Origin of the sequence: Lentzea aerocolonigenes (genome assembly GCF_000955955.1) — a bacterium.
GTDB classification, from domain to species: Bacteria; Actinomycetota; Actinomycetes; order Mycobacteriales; family Pseudonocardiaceae; genus Lentzea; species Lentzea aerocolonigenes_A.
This window is the reverse complement of the sequence record NZ_JYJG01000137.1, coordinates 1-18,879: the sequence shown is the minus strand read 5'-3', so window position 1 is coordinate 18,879 and position 18,879 is coordinate 1. Positions and strand designations below refer to the sequence as shown.

Here is an 18,879-nt window from a genome sequence, read left to right as displayed (position 1 = left end):
GTAAGCTAACGATCGTAAGTCTAGGAACGCAAGACCTAACACCAATAAACTTTCAGGTGTATGGTTACGCGTGTGACGAGCACCGAACCGCGCAAGCGCAACCGCCGGGGCGAAGGCGGCAAACTGCGGGAAGAGATCATCGCCGCGGCCGTGGCACTGCTGGACGAGGGCGGCGACGAACGCGCGGTCACGCTGCGTTCGGTCGCGCGCAAGGCCGGAATCGCCGCGCCGTCGATCTACGCGCACTTCGCGGACCAGCCGTCGATCATGCTGGCGGTCGTCCAGCAGGAGATGGACCGCCTGGCCGCAGCCCTGCGCGAGGCCGACAAGGGCTCGGACGCGCGGGAACGGCTCTTCTCCGTCTGCAACGCCTACCTGGACCTCGCCCAGGAACATCCGCAGCGCTACCGGATCATGTTCGGCGGCCTGTGGACGCCGTCGGTCGACTCCTCGATCACCGACGCCGACCTGGACTCACTGGGCGCCGAGGCCCTCACCCTGCTCGCCGACGTGCTCAAGGCCTGTGTGGAAGCCGGAATCGCGCACGGCAGCGACGACCTCTACGGCGACGCGGTGGCGTTGTGGCTGGGGTTGCACGGCCTTGCGCACCAACGAGCCGTGGTGCGCAAGATGCCAGGCCCGTCCGACGTGGCGGACCGGCTGATCACCGCGCTGGCGCACCTGAAGCGTTAGGGCGCCTCGAACAGCGTCGACACCGACTCACCGACGTTGATCCGCCGCATCGCCTCGGCCATCGCCGGCGCGATCGACAGCACCTTCAACTTCGGCACGACCTTCTCGTCCGGGATCGGCACGGTGTTCGTCGCGACGATCTCCAACACGTCGTCGAACGCTTGGAGCCGCTCCAAGGCGCCAGAGGAAAACAGCCCGTGCGTACAAGCGACCCGAATCGGCCCAGCCCCGCGCTCGCGCAGCTTGTCCAGCAACTCGATCACGGTCGAGCCCTTGGCGATCTCGTCGTCCAGCACGATCACATCGCGCCCGGCGACCTCGCCGATCACCGTCTGGATCTGCACCTTGTCGTCCGCGAACCGCTGCTTCGCGCCAGCCGCAACGGGCAGCCCGAGAATCCGAGCGAAGTGCGCGGCCTCCTTGGCGTTCCCCAGGTCCGGCGACACCACCACGGTGTTCGACAGGTCGTACTGGGAGAAGTGCGCCGCCAGCTCCCGCAAAGCGTGCAGATGATCCACAGGCACCGAGAAGAACCCGTGCACCTGCGGCGAGTGCAACGTCATCGCCAGCACCCGCGACGCCCCCGCAGCCACCATCAGGTCGGCGACCAGCCGCCCGCCGATCGAGATCCGCGGCGCGTCCTTCTTGTCCGAGCGCGCATACGCGTAGTGCGGTAGCACCACGGTCGTGCGCGCGGCCGAGGCGCCACGGGCAGCGTCCAGCATCAGCAGCAGTTCGACGAGGTGTTCCTGCACCGGCGGCACCAGTGGCTGGATCAGGAACACGTCCCGTTCCCGGCAGTTCGCCTGCAGCTGCACCTCGAGGCAGTCGTTGGCGAACCGGGTCAGGCGGCTGGGTGAGAGGTCGACTCCGAGATGACCACAGATCTCGGCGGCGAGTTGAGGGTGGGCGGAACCGGTGAAGACAGCGATGTCACGCACACCCGAAACCTACTCGACCAGCAGGACCAGCTTGCCGTCCTGGAAGAACGGGGTGAGGTTCCCGCGCGTGTCGACCGTGTGCGTGCCACGCGGTAAAACGGCCTCTATGGCCGTGAACGCGAGGATGTCCGACACGCCGTGACGGCCGCGCAACGACCGTTGGCCCTGGTACCGCAGAGCGCGCCCCTCGCGGCGGTATTGGTGGGCCTCGGCAGCAACGGAGGCGCCGACTCGCAGCGCCTCCGGTCCTACCAAACGCCCTGATGACGCACCGCGTACCGCCACGCCGAAACCCTGCTGGACCAGCGAGTTCACCACTGCGTCCGACGGGGGGACAGGCACCAGGAAGGACATCGCGTGGTGCTGCTCGACCTCGTGCACCACGACGGTTCGCGCCGTGGTCAGCAACGTGTCGTGCAGCTCGAGTGCGATCTTCTCCGCTTCCCAGCGGTTTTCGTAGCCGGCGTCGACGCCGATGAAGGTGCTGGTCACCTGACCTCCACGAAGATCGGGTTGGTGTAGCACCACAGGTCCTCCCACGGGTTCGCGGCTCCCGGAGTGTCCGCCTGCGGTTCGAACGCGCCGCGGTTGCCGTCGGTTCCGCGCAACCGGAGGTAAAAAGGCTCCCGGACGTTGCGGAACGTGTGCGTGAAGACCGCATAGTGCCAGCGCGGCTCGTAAGATCGCTCGACCTTCACATGTGGCGTGGACAACGTTTCAAGTGACGCTAGACCGGTTACCGCACCCTTGATGAGGTCCAAACGGCGCAACCGGGGGATGAACCCGGCGCTGTTCGGCCGGGTCGCCAAACGTGCCTTGACCAGCACGGTCACGTCGGATCCACGCCTCACACGCAGCCGCTCGCCGAGCGTCGCGGATCCGCCGGATGCGTAAACACCGAATTGCAGATCATCGACCAGCCCGCCGTGCGAAACCCATGCCCGACCGGCCCGCAGACCCTCCATCACGGCGCCGCGCGTCCGCCGCGAGGCGCCCACGACGGTCCGCGAAAATTCGCACGGGTAGAAGTCGACGTACGGCGGCAGGACCTGGGGCGGGCCGGCGTCGAGCGGGTCGAGGTGCTTGCCGGTGAGGTCGAACTGGTCGCCCGGCTCCGGCACGCGGACGACCGTGTCGCGCGAGTTGAAGTGCGAGTCGGAGTTCGACGTGATCCACCAGCCGAGACCCTCGGCGAGCAGCGAGTCCCAGACACCGCCGAGCTGCGCCGTCATCCAGTCGAAGCCGCCGTACGTCTTGTAGGCCTCGGCCGGATACGGCGCGTACGAGTTCGAGCCCGGGCTGTTCGCGTAACCACCGCGGTGGCCGCCGGGGCCGCGCAACGGGTCGCCGTCGCCCTGCGCACCGGGCGCGCCCTCCATGCCGACAACGATGTCCGGAGCCAGGTCGCGCATGTTCCGCAGCTCGTGGGGAGCCACGCGGCCGTTGCGCATCGGGTGGTTCACGAACACCAGAGCGGACTTCATCGTGCCGTTGCGGATCTTGGTCTGGAGCCAGCGAACGGCGTCCAGCGCCTTCTTCTCGTTGGCGGGGCTGGACGCTTCCTGCCCGTTCAGCCGCCAGTCGAACTGCCGCTCGAAGTCGCGCAGCACACCGGCCTCGTCCCGGCAGTCCTCGAGGAAGAGGGTCGCGTGCTCGGCGCCGGGCACGTTCCACTCCATGCCGTGCCACAGCAGCAGTTGCGGGAACTTCCGCTGCGCCCGCTTGATGTCCGCGGCCGTCGCCTCGACCGAGTGCGCCTCGTGCGACGCGTGGCCGTGGTCGGTGATCACGAGCCAGTCCGTGCCGTGCCGCAACGCACCGCGGATCTGCTGCTCGATCGTGTACATGCCGTCGTACGAGTACTGCGTGTGCGTGTGGTGGTCGCCGGAAAGCCAGTGATAGCGGGAAGACGCGGAGGCTTGCCCCGTGCCCAGCACCCCCGCCACACCCAGCACACTCGCGCCCTGCAAGAAACGTCTGCGGGCTACTTCGGACACGGCTGATCCTCCACGCGACTGGTCGGGGTTCGTGGAGGCTAGACCGATCGGGTGAGACGCAGGTAGCCGTTGAATGGCTGGCGGAAGAACACCTAGATCGGGAGCAGGTCCACCCAGTCCAGGAACGGCAACGCGCCCGTGGCCTGCAACGCGGCGAGTCCCAGCCACACCGACAGGATCGTGACGACCGGACCGACGATCGCCAGCTCGACGACTCCGCCGGTCTTCATCCGCATGATCTTCGGCGGCGCCACCGGGAACCACGTCTTGCCCATGATCGGGATCGGCCACAGCATCGGGCAGCCCTGCTCGGTGATCGCGTCGCCGACGTAGTGCGCGAAGCACCCGACGCCGACCGCGATTCCGCACGCCGCCGCGGATGCGTTCGTCTGCGACGTCCACGCGATCATCGCCCAGGTGATCCCCGCGGACACCACGGTGATCATCAGCGCGTCCTGCTTGGGGTTCCAGTCGTTCAGGATCCCGCGCACCGCGAGGCCGGCGAACACGAACATCAGCACCGGCAGCGCCCACTTCTGGCTGTTCTGCACGACGGCGGTGGTGAAGACGGCGGCGAGCAACGCGAAGACGAGCGTGTGTGTGAGACCGCGATGTCCGCCGTCTCGCTTGGAATCCTTCTTCAGCCGTGTCGTCCGATAAACGAAGCTGCTCACCACGTTGATGCCTGCCGACAGCCCGCCGCTCAATGCTCCGAACGTGCGCGAGATGGTCGATCCGGGGTGGTCGAGGTCGGGCAGAAGTGCCGCTCCGGTAGCGAGAACGGCTCCAACAGCCCAGCTCTGCGGCGAAAGGTGGCCGATCGGGTGACTCGAAGCGAGTGCGGTGACGGCGCTCCAGGCGAGCAGCCCGCTCATCGCATGTGTTGGCCCAGTTGACACTTACGCCCCTTCTGATGATCACCCGATAGTTGGAACAGTAGCCGTAGGTATCAGGCGCCTGTGCCGAAACTCCATATGTCCGGACAACTGATCCCTGACGAATGGAGCACGGACATGGCGCAGGTTTGGCTCATCACAGGCAGTTCCCGCGGTATCGGACGCAAGACCGCGGAAGCCGTGCTCGCCGCCGGGCACCAGCTCGTCGCGACCGCACGCAACCCGCACGATCTCGACGACCTCGTCTCTCAACACGGCGACAGGGTCAGATCTGTTGCACTGGACGTGCGTGACGCGTCCCAGGCGAGACACGCCGTCGCGACCGCGGTCGACGAGTTCGGCCGGCTCGACGTCGTCGTGAACAACGCGGGCGCCGGTCGCGTCACATCGATCGAGGAGTGCTCCGAGGCCGACTTCCGGGACCAGCTGGAGATCAACCTCATGGGCGTCGTCAACGTCACCAAGGCCGCGCTGCCGGTCCTGCGCGCCCAACGCTCCGGCCACTTCCTGCAGATCGGCTCGACCGCGGGCCACACGGCGCTCGGCGGTGGGCTCGCGCCGTACGTGATGGCGAAGTTCGCGCTGCGCGGCTTCACCGAGTCGCTGGCCGCCGAGTGCGCGCCGTTCGGGGTCAGGGCGACGATCGTCGAGTGCGGTGGGTTCCAGACGGACTGGACCGGCCCCTCTCTGGTGGTGACCGAGCCGGGAGAGGACTACGTTCCGTCTGTCGGGGCACTCCTCGACATGATGCGTGGCGCGCACGGCAACATGCCTGGTGATCCGGCCAGGGCGGCGCGGGTCATGCTCGACGTGGTAGCCATGGACGAACCTCCGCTGAGCCTGTTGCTGGGTGGCGACGCGGTGGACATGGTGCGCATGGCGGACCAGGCACGAAACGCTGAAATCGACAAGTGGGAGCACGTGAGCCGCTCGACGGACTTCGATCTTGAAGACGCCTGAATCGGTGTAACCAGGGTCGCAGGCACACCTCGGCGGTTTACCAGTACGCTTGTCTTGCTTGCATCGTCGCGAGAGGAGCGCCCGGAGTTATGGGCAAGATCAAGGTTCAGGGCACCGTCGTCGAGCTCGACGGCGACGAGATGACCCGGATCATCTGGCAGTTCATCAAGGACAAGCTGATCCACCCGTACCTGGACGTCACCCTTGAGTACTACGACCTGGGCATCGAGCACCGGGACGCCACGGACGACCAGGTCACGATCGACGCCGCCAACGCCATCAAGAAGCACGGCGTCGGCGTCAAGTGCGCGACCATCACCCCCGACGAGGCCCGCGTCGAGGAGTTCGGCCTGAAGAAGATGTGGGTCTCGCCGAACGGCACGATCCGCAACATCCTCGGCGGTGTCGTCTTCCGCGAGCCGATCATCATCTCGAACGTCCCGCGCCTCGTCCCCGGCTGGACCAAGCCGATCATCATCGGCCGTCACGCGCACGGTGACCAGTACAAGGCCACCAACTTCAAGGTGCCCGGCGCCGGCAAGCTCACGATCACGTTCCAGCCGGAAGACGGCTCGGAGCCGATCGAGCACGTCGTCACCGAGTTCCCGGCGGAGGGCGGTGTGGCGATGGGCATGTACAACTACAACAAGTCCATCGAGGACTTCGCCCGCGCCTCGTTCTCCTACGGCCTGCAGCGGGGCTACCCCGTCTACATGTCCACGAAGAACACGATCCTGAAGGCCTACGACGGCGCCTTCAAGGACATCTTCGAGCGCGTGTTCAACGAGGAGTTCAAGGCGGAGTTCGACGCCAAGGGCCTCACCTACGAGCACCGCCTGATCGACGACATGGTCGCCGCTGCCATGAAGTGGGAGGGCGGCTACGTCTGGGCGTGCAAGAACTACGACGGTGACGTCCAGTCCGACACGGTCGCGCAGGGCTTCGGCTCGCTCGGCCTGATGACCTCGGTCCTGATGACGCCGGACGGCAAGACGGTCGAGGCCGAGGCCGCGCACGGCACCGTGACGCGTCACTTCCGCCAGCACCAGGCCGGCAAGCCGACCTCCACGAACCCCATCGCGTCGATCTACGCGTGGACCCGTGGCCTCATGCACCGCGGCAAGCTGGACAACACCCCCGAGGTGATCCGCTTCGCCGAGGCGCTCGAGGAGGTCGTGATCGAGACGGTCGAGGCCGGTCAGATGACCAAGGACCTGGCCCTGCTGATCAGCAAGGACCAGGCGTGGCTGACCACCGAGGACTTCCTCGGTGCACTCGACGAGAACCTCAAGAAGAAGATGGCGTCGTTCTGACGCTCGTTGCTTGACCCCACGCGGGGCGCCTTCGTTCGGTCGTGCCGAACGAAAGCGCCCCGCGTGGCGTTTGGTGGTCACTGCGAGCGTTGGGCGTCACCCGGTTGGTTTCTCTTGCGGGTGGTTGCTGTGCCGAGGCCGCCGCTGTGGACGCTGAGCCGCTATATCTGCTGGTCCAGGCAGTTGTGGTAGCTCGGAGGCGGCGATGTTGGGTATTCCGGTCAGGGGTCTGATCGTGATTGGTGTGCTCGGCGTCGCCGGGGTGATGTTCCTGGTCAACGGCGGCAAGCCGATCGGCAGCGACAAGGGGTCGGGGATCTGCAAGATCACGGTGACCGCGGACATCCTCAACGTCCGGTCCGGGCCGGGTGACATGCAGCCGATCGTGTCGACGATGCAGCGCGACGCGGTGGCCGACGCCCAGCCGCGCGTCGAGAGCGGCTACCGGATGCTGAGCGACCGGCGTTGGGTGAGCACGCAGTTCGTGGCACTGACCAGCGACTCGACCTGCACGTGAGGGACGCTCCGAAATTCCAGGTGTTTCCCGGTCTGGAAAGCCCTTTCCACCTCGCGTGGCCGTTCCTAGGATGGTTCCGGGCGGACTAGGCAGGACGGCCCAGAACGCGCCGCCACGTGTTCGAACTGCGTTGCGGCGAAGGGGCGTATCCAGGTGGCGGTCGCGAGTTCTGTGGCGTCTGACCGCAAGCGTGAGCTGACGGCTCTGCGACGTGTGCTGGAGGAAGCCGCCTCGGGCGCGCCTTCGGTGGTGTGCGTTGAGGGTCGCGTGGGCATGGGCAAGACCACGGTGCTGGCCGAGACCGTGCGAATGGCTCGTTCGCTGGGTTTCGAGGTGTTCCGCGCGCAGTGCTCTGTGTCGGAGTCGCGGTTCCGGTTCGGGGTGGTCGCGCAGCTCTTCGAGAGCGAAGCCGAAGAGATCCTCTTCGGGGATGCTGATCAGGCCGCGCTGCACCGGCTGCACCGGCTGGTGCGGGACGTGTCCGCCGGTTCGCCGGTGCTGCTGGCGGTGGACGATCTCGAGCAGGCCGACGTGCAGTCGTTGAACTTCCTGTCGTACCTGCGAAGGCGGTTGGGCGAGCTGCCCGTCGCGGTGGTGGTGACGCGGGGGCTCGCTCAGGACGCGACGCCGTTGCTGCGCGAGGTGGTCGGAGATGCCGTCCGCGTTCGGCTGACCGGTCTTGATCAGGCGGCTTGTGGCCGGTTCCTGCGAACGATCTTTTCGAGCGGTGTCACGGACGAGGTCGTCGCCGACTGGCGGGTGGCGACTTGCGGCAACCCGTATCTCCTGGGGCTGCGCCCTCGCGATCTCGGGGAACGCTCGGGTGAGCTGGTCGCGCGGCTTGCTTCCGCGGGTCCGCAGGTGGTGGCGCTGGCCCGGTCGTTCGCGGTGCTCGGTGATGCTGATCTGGCATTGGCGGGTGCGGCGGCCGGTCTCGGTCCTGAGGAGGCCGTGGACGCCTCGCGCGCGTTGAGCGGCTTGGGTTTCGCGGGTGTGCCGATGGTGCTGACGACGTTGGCGCAGAGCACGACCGCGTTGGACAAGGCGGCGATCCACGCTCGGGCGGCGCGGTTCCGGCACGACGACCAGGCGCCGGTCGACGACGTGGCGGCGCATCTGCTGGAGGCCGCGCCGATCGGTGAGGACTGGGTGCGGGACGTTCTGCGGAACGCGGCGCGACGGTCCAGTTCGGACAGAGCGATTGCCTGTCTGCGCAGGCTCTTGCGCGAACCGCTGCCGGACGACCTGCGCGGCGAGGTGCTGGTCGAGCTGAGCGAGGCGCAGGCGCTGGTCGATCCGGGCGCTGCTCTCGCCTCGCTGAACAAGGCGGCTTCGGCGTCGATGGACGTGCTCGCGGAGGGACGGATGGCGTTGCTGCTCGCCTACGACCTCGCCGGGCGGCGGATGTACCGGGACGCGGTCGCGAAGGTCGAGTCGGTGGTCGCGCGGGTGTCCGGAGTTGACGCGGATCTGGCTCAGCGGCTGGATTTGTACGCGTTGTCCTTGGGGCTGGAGGAGTCGTACTTCTCCGGTGAGGTCGAGACGCGGATCGCCCGGCTGAGCGGTTCGCGGATGACCTCGGCGCGCAACGAGCGGTTCCTGAACACGTTGCTGGCTTACCGGGGCGCGACGATCGGTGTTTCTCCTGGGGAGACGCGGCGGCGGGTGCAGGCGTCGTTGCCGCTGCACATCGGGCGCGACCTGATCGACCAGTTCTCGTTCGCGCACCTGATCGTGGCGTTGATCGGCATCGACGAGTACGAGCTGGCCGACCGGCAGTGCGACGAGGCGTTGCGGGTGACGGCCGAGCGGGATCTCGCCGTGTGCGCGGCTTTGGTGCAGGGCCTGCGATGTCATGTGGCGCGGCGGCTCGGGGCGTTGCCCGCTGCGGAACAGCACGGCATGACCGCGCTGGAGAAGCTGGATGCGTTGGGGGCCAACCAGGACGGCAACGTGGTGATCGCTGTTGCCGGACTGGTCGGCGCATGGGTCGACACGGGCGCCACGGCGTCGGCGCTTCGCCTGGTGCGCGAACGGGAGCTGGACGGCGATCTGCCGGAATACGCGCACTACCACGCGCTTCTGCATCAGCGCGGCCGTCTGCACATGGCTCTCGGCAATCCAGTGTCGTCATTGCGTGACCATCTCGACTGCGGTTGGCGGATGGAACGCCGTGGCGCGCGCAACCCGGCCTTGCAACCGTGGCGTTCGCACGCGGCGTTGGCACACTTGGCATTGGGGGAGCGGGATCAGGCTTTGAGGTTGGCGGCGCAGGAACTGGAACTGGCGCGCGACTGGGGACTCGCCGTGCCGATCGGTGTCGCTCTGCGCGTTTCCGGTGCCGTGTCAGGGAGTGTGCCGCTGCTGGAGGAGGCCGTGTCGACGTTGCGGACCTCTTCGGCACGTCTGGAGCTCGCGCGGGCGTTGGTCGACTGGGGCGTGGCCCTGCGTGCGTGCGGCCGCGGCCCGGAAGCGCTGGCGGCGTTGCGGCAGGGGCACGACGTGGCGAAGAGGTGCGGCGCGATCCCGTTGATGGGCATGGCGGCACGGGAGTTGCGTGCGGCGGGAGGACGTCCGGCCCGCACGCCGTCGGGCACGGTGCTGACCGCGCAGGAGGACCACATCGTGCGCCGCGCCGTGCTCGGCCTGACCAACCGGCAAATCGCGGCGGAGCTGTTCGTCACGCCCCGCGCCGTCGAACTTCATCTGACGCGTGCCTATCGAAAACTGGGAATTACCGGCCGGCGTGATCTGGCCGCGGCATTGGAAAAGGCCGGCGCGTGAGGCCGGCCTTTTCCGTTTCCTGCTACTTGATGACGATGATGCCCGACGCGACGATCCTGCCGCCGACCTTCTTGCCGTTCACGTCGACCGAGCCGCCGACCTTCAGCTCGCCGGAGATGACGGTCTTCTTGAGGTCGTAGTCCACGTCCACCGTCGTGGAGGCGTCGACGCGCACCTTGATGGACTTGCCCTTGACGACCGCGACGACCTCGCCGGTCACGTTGCTCGACGCCTCGGCCGACTGGCTCGTGGCCGGCGCGGCGATGGCCTGGGCAGCGCCACCGAAGAGCACGGCGGTGGCGGCGAGACCGACGAGAACACCCTTGATCGCGTTCATTTCTTCTCCTTGACGCTTTCGCTGCTTTGGGGAGATTTCCTGGGCCCACCGGAAATCTGGCTCATGTCGATCCGCACGCTCAAGTGGTGTGTTTGAACTGTTCGTTCGCGCCGAAGTGCCGGTTTGCATTGGTCAACGACTTCGGTGGCGTATGGCAAACTTGTGGCCATGTTTCGGAACATGTTTCGGTGGGGCCGGGGCAAGGACCTCGTCCCGTGCTCCTGCGAACCCGAGTGGCAGGGCCTCTACACCGAGATCGACGGCCAGCGCCAACTTGCGCTGCCCCGCGACGAGATGGCCACGATCGTCGGCTATCTCGACCTGACGGCCAGGTGTGCCGGCTGCGGCGCGGAGTACCCGAAGGCGTGGGGATTGGCGTCCCAGTAGGCTGTTCGGTCGTGCTCACGGTCTCCACGATCAACGTCAACGGTCTGCGCGCTGCCGCCAAGAAGGGCTACCTCTCCTGGCTTGCCGCTTCTTCCGCGGATGTGGTGTGTCTGCAGGAAGTCCGCGCGGAACCTGACGAACTGCCCGCGGACGTCCACTCGCCCTCCGGCTGGCACGGCGTCTACGCCCCGTCGTCGGTGAAGGGCCGCGCGGGCGTGGGCATCATGTCGCGCGTTGAGCCTTCGTCTGTGCGCATCGGTTTCGGTACCGCGGAGTTCGAGTCGTCGGGCCGCTACGTGGAGATCGAACTCCCGGGCGTCGTCGTGGCCTCCCTGTACCTGCCCTCCGGCGACGTCGGCACCGAGAAGCAGGACGAGAAGGACCGTTTCATGGCGGCCTTCCTGCCGTACCTGGTGTCGTTGCGGGAAAAGGCGGCCGTCTCGGGCCGTGAGGTGCTCGTGTGTGGTGACTGGAACATCGCGCACCGTGCGGAGGACCTGAAGGCCTGGAAGACGAACCAGAAGTCGTCCGGCTTCCTGCCCTACGAGCGCGAGTGGATGTCCTCGGTGTTCTCCTCGGGCTACACCGACGTGATGCGCTCGCTGCACCCGGAAGCGGTCGGCCCGTACTCGTGGTGGTCGTACCGCGGTAAGGCCTTCGACAACGACTCGGGCTGGCGCATCGACTACGTTGTCACAACCGACCGCCTGGCTGCTTCAGCGACGTCCGCCGTGGTCGAACGAGCCACCACCTACGCGGAACGCTGGTCGGACCACGCCCCGGTCACCGTCACCTTCGACTGGCCCCACTAACTCGCCTTCTGGTTCTGGCGTCTGCAAGTACCACCAACCCAAGATCATCGAGCACCTTGCTACTACCAACTCGTTCGCTGGCGCCTAGTTGGACGGCGCCGCGCTGCACGCGGTTCGGGGCGAGTTGGTAGTAGTTACAGGCCTGTTGATCAGTTGTTGGTGGTACTTGCAGACGCCATGACAGCCGTGTGAAGCGGCGATCGGGTGGCGGATCGACTACCAGGTGGCGACGGACGGGCTGGCTGCTCGGGCTTGGGTTCGATCATCCTTGCGCCCGGCCGGTACTTGTCGCGGTTCTGCCTTCTCGGACCTGGAAAGGCCAGCTGGGCGTCTCGCGGGTGCTGCCTGATCGCCTGACGGCGGGGAACACGAACGTCTTCTCGTCGTCGGCCGTGGCTTGATCGTCGTCCTCATGGCCGGCGACGTCTCAGCCTCATCGCCGATTCGTCGTTCCAGTACGCCGACTGACCCAGCCCGACCAGCCTTTATCGCTCTTGTCCCCCACCTGACGGCTCGATTTCGCCTGCCGGCTCCCCGAATCTGAACATGATTCACCATCGATGAGATTCGGGGGCGGCTCATGACGGGGTTCAACCGGCGCACCTTCCTGACAGCCGTGGGCGTGGGCATGGCAGGCGTGCCCCTCCTTGACAGCCAAGCGTTTGCGTTCACCGCGGGCACCACGCTCGACGTCACGGCCGCGCCGATCGGCACCAGCGGTTACCGCAGGCTGGCAGCAGGTCCGGGCTGGCCCACGGTCGTGCGCAACGACCTGATCCAGGCCAAAGCCAACAGGGAAGCGCGCAGGCAGGCGTTGACCAGCTTCGTGCAGTTCTCGGACATGCACATCTGCGACGCCCAGAGCCCGCTCCGCTTCGAGTACCTCCACCCGATCATGGGATCGAGCGCGCACCGGCCGCAGGAAGCCCTCACCACGCAGGGTTCGACGTCGCTCGTGAAGCGCGTGAACGCCGTCAAGAGAGGGCCACTCACCGGCAGGCCGTTCGACTTCCTCATGACGACCGGCGACAACACGGATAACCACGAGAACATCGAGCTCGACTGGTTCCTCACGATCCTCAACGGCGGCCGCATCACGCCCAACACCGGCGACGCGCGGTACGAGGGCGTGCAGAACGCGGGCATCAGCACGTTCTGGCAGCCGGACCTGACCGGCCGGGACGACTACAAGAAAGCAGGCTTCCCGCAGCTCAGCGGACTGCTCGACGCGGCAGTACGCACCTTCACCAGTCCTGGGCTGGACATCCCGTGGTTCTCCACGATCGGCAACCACGACGACAGCGTGGTCGGCGCGCTGCCGGACGGGCTGCTCGACAACTGGTACACCGGCCGCAAGAAGATCGTCGGCTTCGGCGACCCCGTGCAGAACGCCAAGGTCGCGCAGGCCTTCACGGACGCCAAAGCGATCCCCGAAGCACTCGCCATCCTCACCAACAGCGGCGTAATCCGCACCGTCACGCCAGACGCACGGCGACGCCTGTTCGACACCGGCGAGTTCGTGCGCAAGCACTTGCCAACGGGCGGCCACGGCTACACGGACGCCAACGCGGACGGCACGGATGTCTTCTACACGTTCCGGATGGCGCCTGGCGTGACCGGCATCAGCATGGACACCACGAACCTCGCCGGCTTCTCCGAAGGCTCGATCGGGCTGCACCAGCTCAACTGGATCGAGAAGATCCTCAAGCGCAACAGCTCGCTCTACTACGACTGGCTCGGCCGCGCCACGAGGCAGAACGTCACCGACGAGCTGTTCGTACTGTTCAGCCACCACACGTCCGCGACGATGGGCAACGTGCTGCCGGACCGCCGCAGGCCGCTCGACCCGCGCATGAACGGCGACGCGCTCGTCAACCTGCTGCACCGGTTCCCGAACGTGCTGGCGTGGGTCAACGGGCACACGCACCGCAACGTGATCACGCCACACCGGCACGACACCGCGTCCAGGAGCTTCTGGGAGATCAACACCGCCGCGCACGTCGACTACCCGCAGCACGCCCGCGTCATCGAGGTCGCGGACAACGGGGACGGCACGTTGTCGCTGTTCACGACGCTGTTGGAGGCCGACGCGCCGTATCAGGTGGACTACGACGACCGCACCGACACGGCACTGGCGAGCCTGTGCCGGGAGTTCACCTACAACGACATCCACGCGCGGACGAACCCGCTGGGCACGCCGCTCGACCGGAACACGGAACTGCTGGTCAGCGTGCGCTGAGGAGATCCTTCCCACACCCTGATCGAGGTGATCAGGAATTTCGGCGGCCTAAGGTCGTTGACGTGGCAGTGGACATCTCGCTAACCCCACCGCAGCCCCGTCCGAGCGCGGCGGCCATGCGGCGTGCGCTGCGCCGGGCGGCTGACGGTGCCTTGCTCGACGCGACTGAGGCGGCCGTGCTGCTGCACGCGCGCGGCGAGGACCTGGACGCGCTGTTAGCCGCGGCCGGCAACGTGCGTGACGCGCATCTGCTCGCCGAGGGGCGTCCCGGAGTCGTCACGTACAGCCGGTCGGTGTTCATCCCGCTGACCCGGCTGTGCCGCGACAGGTGTCACTACTGCACGTTCGCGACCGTGCCGCACAAGCTGCCCGCCGCGTTCCTCGAACGCGACGAGGTGCTGGCGATCGCGAAAGCAGGCGCCGAACAAGGCTGCAAGGAAGCTCTGTTCACGCTCGGTGACCGGCCGGAGGACCGCTGGCCCCAGGCGAAGGAGTGGCTGGAGGCTCGCGGCTACGAGTCCACTTTGGACTACGTGCGGGCCAGCGCCATCGCGGTGCTCGAGGAAACGGGTCTGCTGCCGCACCTCAACCCCGGCGTGCTGAGCTGGGAGGAGCTGCAGCGGCTGCGGCCCGTCGCGTCCAGCATGGGCATGATGCTGGAGACCACGGCCGAGCGGTTGTGGAGCGAGAAGGGCGGCCCGCACTACGGCAGCCCGGACAAGGACCCCGCGGTTCGCCTGCGGGTGCTGACCGACGCCGGGCGCGTGAACGTGCCGTTCACCACCGGAATCCTGATCGGGATCGGCGAGAACCTGACCGAGCGCGCCGAGTCGTTGCTCGCGATGCGCCAGGTCGCCAAGCAGTACGGGCACATCCAGGAAGTGATCATCCAGAACTTCCGCGCCAAGCCGGACACGGCGATGCGCGGCATGCCCGATGCCGACCTGACCGAGCTCGCGGCGACGATCGCCGTTGCGCGCCTGGTCATGCCGTCGACCGTGAGCGTGCAGGCGCCGCCGAACCTGGTCGGCGAGGAGTTCGGCCTGATGCTGCGCGCGGGCGTGGACGACTGGGGCGGCGTCTCGCCGATCACGCCCGATCACGTGAACCCCGAGAAGCCGTGGCCGCAGGTCGACAAGCTCGTCGGCATCACGCGCGAGGCCGGTTTTTCGTTGCAGGAGAGGCTGAACGTCTACCCGCGCTACGTCCGCGCGGCGGCGGGGCAGTGGATCGACACCCGGCTCACCGCGCACGTTTCCGCGCTGGCACTGGAAAACGGCCTGGCGAACCCATCAGCTGAGGTCGTCGGACGCGAGTGGCAGGAACCGGACGGCGGGCTCGACACCTACGGTCGCGCGGACCTGCACACCGCGATCGACACGGAGGGCCGCACGAGCGACCGCCGCAGCGACTTCGACGAGGTTTACGGCGACTGGGACGAGCTGAAGATTCCCGTTGCACCCCAACGGCTTTCCGAAGACGTCCAACGTGGGCTGAAGATCGCCGCGAACGACCCGGCCGCGTTGCTCGACGACACCGACGCCGCGATGGCGCTCCTCACCGCCGACGGCAAGGCGTTGGAAGAGATGGTGAAGCTGGCCGACGACCTGCGTCGAGAGGTGGTGGGCGACGACGTCACGTACGTGGTCAACCGCAACATCAACTTCTCGAACGTCTGCTACGTCGGCTGCCGTTTTTGTGCCTTCGCGCAACGTGAACGCGACGCCGATGCGTTCAGGCTCTCCGCGGAGGAGGTCGCGGACCGCGCGCAGGAGGCGTGGGACACGGGCGCCACCGAGGTCTGCATGCAGGGTGGGATCGACCCCAAGCTGCCGGTCACCTACTACGCCGACGTCGTGCGCGCGATCAAGAAGCGCATCCCCGGGATGCACGTGCACGCGTTCAGCCCGATGGAGATCGTTTCGGCCGCCGCGAAGGCCGGTGTGAGCGTCCGCGAGTGGCTGGGCGAACTGAAGGAAGCCGGGCTCGACACGATTCCCGGTACCGCGGCCGAGATCCTCGACGACGACGTCCGCTGGGTGCTGACCAAGGGCAAGCTGCCGACCGCGACCTGGCTCGAGGTCGTCGGCACGGCTCATGAGCTGGGCATTCGCTCGTCGTCGACGATGATGTACGGCCATGTGGACCACCCCGGCCACTGGCTCACGCACCTCCGCGTGCTGGCCAAGCTGCAAGATCAGACCGGTGGCTTGACGGAGTTCGTCGCGCTGCCGTTCGTGCACCGCAACGCCCCCATCTACCTGGCAGGAGTCGCCCGCCCCGGCCCCACCCGCCGCGACAACCGCGCCGTGCACGCGTTCGCGCGGCTGGCGTTGCACGGGCGCGTCGACAACATCCAGTGCTCGTGGGTCAAGCTCGGCGACGAGGGCACCGCGGAGATCCTCAACGGCGGCGCGAACGACATCGGCGGCACGTTGATGGAGGAGACCATCAGTCGCATGGCAGGGTCCGAGCACGGGTCGGCGCGCACTGTGAGTGAGCTTGAGACCCTGGCTTCACTAGCAGGGCGTAACGCCCGTCAGCGGACTACGACATATGGGCGAGTGCGAACCGATCACCGGTGACCGATAGTCTGATTCGGCGCATCGACGCTACCGGTGATCGGTAGCTTGGCGGCCAATCAGTCAGCAAGGTTCACCCGTTCCGGGGTGGATCTGTGCCTTGGGGAGGCTCGGCAAGTGCACGGCATGAGTCTGGTACTGAGTGCGGCGGTCGAGAGCAGCATGACCAACACCGCGGCTGGTCCTGTCGGTCTGGTAGCGGTCACGGCGGGCATTGGCGGTCTGGTGTACGGCCTGGTGAAGCGGCGCAAGCCCGCTCCGGTCGTGGCGGCGAACCAGCGCATCGACCTGGTGCAGCAGGACGCTGCGCAGAACTGATTCACCTGGTCTGAGAAGATTTCGTCCGTGTCCACGGAGAACGCGCCTGTAGAGGCTGCCAAGCGCCCCCGCGTCCTGTCCGGCATCCAGCCGACGGCCGGGTCGTTCCACCTCGGCAACTACCTGGGTGCGGTGCGGCAGTGGGTCGCGCTGCAGGAGGCCCACGACGCGTTCTACTGCGTCGTCGACCTGCACGCGATCACCGTGGAGCAGAACCCGAAGGAACTGCGTCAGAACACGCGCGTCTCGGCCGCCCAGCTCCTCGCGCTGGGCATCGACCCGGATCGGGCGACCCTGTTCGTGCAGTCGCACGTTCCGGAGCACGCCCAGCTCGGCTGGGTCATGCAGTGCCTCACCGGCTTCGGCGAGGCGTCGCGGATGACGCAGTTCAAGGACAAGTCCTCGCGCTCAGAGGCAGCGGTCGGCGTGGGCCTGTTCACCTACCCGATCCTGCAGGCCGCGGACATCCTGCTGTACCAGGCGCACTACGTCCCGGTCGGCGAGGACCAGCGCCAGCACCTGGAGCTGACCCGCGACCTCGCGACCCGCTTCAACTCGCGCTACGGCAAGACCTTCCGGCTGCCGGAGGCGTACATCGTCAAGGACACGGCCAAGATCTTCGACCTGCAGGACCCGACGGCGAAGATGAGCAAGTCGGTCCCCGGCGGCGTCGTCGAGCTGCTGGAAGACCCGAAGCGCTCGGCCAAGAAGATCCGCTCCGCCGTCACCGACACGGGCCGCGAGATCATCTTCGACGTCGAGAACAAGCCCGGCGTCTCGAACCTGCTGACGATCTACTCGGCCCTGACGGGTCGCACGGTCGAGTCGCTGGTGGCCGACTACGACGGCAAGGGCTACGGCGACCTGAAGAAGGACCTCGGCGAGGTCTTCACCGAGTGGGTCACGCCCGTGCAGGAACGCGTCCGCATGTACCTCGACGACGTGGCGTCGCTGGACAAGATCCTGGCTCGTGGTGCCGAGCGGGCCCGCGAGGTCGCGGCCGGCACGTTGCGCCGTACGTACGACAAGATCGGGTTTATTCTGCCCGAGTAGTGCACTTGCACTAGCGTCTGCACCGTGGACAAGTGGCGGCGGAAGTACGCGTGGCTCGACCACATCATGCTGGCCTACGAGCGCTACACGGAGCGCTACGGCACCCACTACGCGGCTGCGGTCACGTACTTCAGCGTGCTCTCGCTGGTGCCGATCCTGATGATCGGCTTCGCGGTGGCCGGCTTCGTGCTGCAGTCGCAGCCGGACCTGCTCGCGTCGCTGCGCGACAGCATCGCCGAGGCGGTACCGGACAAGGAACTGCGCGGCCAGATCAACGAGGCCGTGAACACCGCGCTGGACTCCAAGGGCACGGTCGGCATCATCGGCCTGCTCGGTGCCGCCTACTCCGGCCTGGGGTGGATGAGCAACCTCCGCGACGCCCTGACGGCGCAATGGGGGCACGACAAGGAGAACCTGCCGTTCTTCGGCTCGTTGTGGCGCGACCTGGTCGCGTTGCTCGGACTCGGGCTCGCGATCGCGCTGTCGTTCGGCATCACGGCGGCCGGGTCGGGGTTCGCCGAGGACGTGCTGGACTGGCTCGGGTTCGAGAAGGCCGGGTGGGCGCACGTTCTGGTGCGGATCGCGTCGATCGTCCTCTCGCTGCTGGCCAACTGGATGGTGTTCCTCTGGGTGCTGGCCCGGCTGCCCCGGAAGGCGGTGGGGTGGCGGAGTGCCTTGCGCGGGGCTTTTGCCGCTGCCATCGGGTTCGAGGTCTTGAAGCAGGCGGCGACGATCTTCTTGTCGTTCGTGACCCGGTCGCCCACGTCGGCGGCTTTCGGGTCGGTCATCGGTGTTCTGGTGTTCGCGAACCTGGTGGCGCAGTTCCTGTTGTTCATCACGGCTTGGACGGCCACCGCTCGGGAGAACCGGGAGCCCGAGGTGGTGCCGGCGCCGCCTCCCGCGGTGATTTCCCCTGTGGTTTCGGTGCGGAGTGGGCCTTCGCCTTCGTTGATGCTGGGGGCTGGGGCTTTGGTCGGGGCATTGCTCGGGCTTCGGTGGAGGAAGCGGTAGGGCGCCGAGATACGAGCCGGCTCATCTCATCGCCGCTCC

The 18,879-nt window shown here is 67.1% G+C and carries 17 protein-coding genes; 12 read left to right on the top strand and 5 right to left on the bottom strand.

Going from position 1 to position 18,879, the window contains the following annotated elements; translation table 11 throughout:
• The first annotated feature begins 72 nt into the window (after positions 1-72).
• Positions 73-693 (top strand): TetR/AcrR family transcriptional regulator, encoded by a 621-nt coding sequence (locus UK23_RS20585; RefSeq protein WP_196777800.1) that lies wholly within the window; start codon positions 73-75, stop codon positions 691-693.
• On the opposite strand, the gene UK23_RS20580 is transcribed toward UK23_RS20585, so the two are convergent.
• The 4 genes from UK23_RS20580 to UK23_RS20565 all read right to left on the bottom strand — a co-directional run bounded on the left by UK23_RS20580 (position 690) and on the right by UK23_RS20565 (position 4,530).
• Positions 690-1,634 (bottom strand): ribose-phosphate diphosphokinase, encoded by a 945-nt coding sequence (locus tag UK23_RS20580; protein ID WP_045313209.1) that lies wholly within the window; start codon positions 1,632-1,634, stop codon positions 690-692. The genes UK23_RS20585 and UK23_RS20580 overlap by 4 nt on opposite strands.
• 9 nt (positions 1,635-1,643) lie before the next feature.
• Positions 1,644-2,126 carry a hypothetical protein gene (locus UK23_RS20575; protein WP_231114592.1) on the bottom strand — a complete coding sequence of 161 codons (483 nt, stop codon included), beginning with the start codon at positions 2,124-2,126 and terminating at the stop codon, positions 1,644-1,646.
• Positions 2,123-3,631 carry a PHP domain-containing protein gene (locus tag UK23_RS20570; protein WP_045313208.1) on the bottom strand — a complete coding sequence of 503 codons (1,509 nt, stop codon included), beginning with the start codon at positions 3,629-3,631 and terminating at the stop codon, positions 2,123-2,125. Before UK23_RS20570 ends, UK23_RS20575 begins: the two co-directional genes overlap by 4 nt.
• 92 nt (positions 3,632-3,723) lie before the next feature.
• A complete protein-coding gene (locus UK23_RS20565) occupies positions 3,724-4,530 on the bottom strand; it encodes a metal-dependent hydrolase (RefSeq protein ID WP_045313207.1) in 807 nt (268 codons plus the stop codon).
• 114 nt (positions 4,531-4,644) lie between these two features.
• On the opposite strand from UK23_RS20565, the gene UK23_RS20560 reads away from it, so the two are divergent.
• The 4 genes from UK23_RS20560 (at position 4,645) to UK23_RS20545 (ending at position 10,101) form a co-directional block, all read left to right on the top strand.
• The gene (locus tag UK23_RS20560) at positions 4,645-5,487 is read left to right on the top strand and encodes an SDR family NAD(P)-dependent oxidoreductase (RefSeq protein ID WP_045313206.1); all 843 of its coding nucleotides are present in this window, start codon (positions 4,645-4,647) and stop codon (positions 5,485-5,487) included.
• 89 nt (positions 5,488-5,576) lie between these two features.
• Positions 5,577-6,800, top strand: coding sequence for an NADP-dependent isocitrate dehydrogenase (locus UK23_RS20555; protein ID WP_045313205.1), 1,224 nt, complete (start codon positions 5,577-5,579; stop codon positions 6,798-6,800).
• Between the two features lie 235 nt (positions 6,801-7,035).
• Complete coding sequence (locus UK23_RS20550; protein WP_156213257.1) at positions 7,036-7,317, top strand: SH3 domain-containing protein; 282 nt, start codon at positions 7,036-7,038, stop codon at positions 7,315-7,317.
• Positions 7,318-7,470: 153 nt separating this feature from the next.
• Positions 7,471-10,101 (top strand): helix-turn-helix transcriptional regulator, encoded by a 2,631-nt coding sequence (locus tag UK23_RS20545; RefSeq protein WP_082114826.1) that lies wholly within the window; start codon positions 7,471-7,473, stop codon positions 10,099-10,101.
• A 22-nt stretch (positions 10,102-10,123) separates the two neighbouring features.
• Here UK23_RS20545 and UK23_RS20540 read toward each other — a convergent pair whose 3' ends face one another.
• Positions 10,124-10,438, bottom strand: a complete 315-nt coding sequence (locus UK23_RS20540) for a hypothetical protein (protein WP_045313202.1) — start codon at positions 10,436-10,438, stop codon at positions 10,124-10,126.
• 180 nt (positions 10,439-10,618) lie between these two features.
• On the opposite strand from UK23_RS20540, the gene UK23_RS20535 reads away from it, so the two are divergent.
• The 7 genes from UK23_RS20535 (at position 10,619) to yhjD (ending at position 18,840) form a co-directional block, all read left to right on the top strand.
• Positions 10,619-10,825, top strand: coding sequence for a hypothetical protein (locus tag UK23_RS20535; RefSeq protein WP_156213256.1), 207 nt, complete (start codon positions 10,619-10,621; stop codon positions 10,823-10,825).
• 11 nt (positions 10,826-10,836) lie between these two features.
• The gene (locus UK23_RS20530; protein WP_045313200.1) at positions 10,837-11,637 is read left to right on the top strand and encodes an exodeoxyribonuclease III; all 801 of its coding nucleotides are present in this window, start codon (positions 10,837-10,839) and stop codon (positions 11,635-11,637) included.
• 580 nt (positions 11,638-12,217) lie between these two features.
• Positions 12,218-13,876: a TIGR03767 family metallophosphoesterase gene (locus UK23_RS20525; protein ID WP_045313199.1), complete on the top strand. Its 1,659-nt coding sequence runs from the start codon at positions 12,218-12,220 to the stop codon at positions 13,874-13,876.
• Positions 13,877-13,938: 62 nt separating this feature from the next.
• Positions 13,939-16,461, top strand: coding sequence for a bifunctional FO biosynthesis protein CofGH (locus tag UK23_RS20520; RefSeq protein WP_082114825.1), 2,523 nt, complete (start codon positions 13,939-13,941; stop codon positions 16,459-16,461).
• A gap of 123 nt (positions 16,462-16,584) precedes the next feature.
• The gene (locus tag UK23_RS20515) at positions 16,585-16,776 is read left to right on the top strand and encodes a hypothetical protein (protein ID WP_045313197.1); all 192 of its coding nucleotides are present in this window, start codon (positions 16,585-16,587) and stop codon (positions 16,774-16,776) included.
• Positions 16,777-16,803: 27 nt separating this feature from the next.
• Positions 16,804-17,829 (top strand): tryptophan--tRNA ligase, encoded by a 1,026-nt coding sequence (trpS, locus tag UK23_RS20510; protein WP_045313196.1) that lies wholly within the window; start codon positions 16,804-16,806, stop codon positions 17,827-17,829.
• Between the two features lie 24 nt (positions 17,830-17,853).
• Complete coding sequence (yhjD, locus tag UK23_RS20505; RefSeq protein ID WP_045313195.1) at positions 17,854-18,840, top strand: inner membrane protein YhjD; 987 nt, start codon at positions 17,854-17,856, stop codon at positions 18,838-18,840.
• The last annotated feature ends 39 nt before the right edge of the window (positions 18,841-18,879 follow it).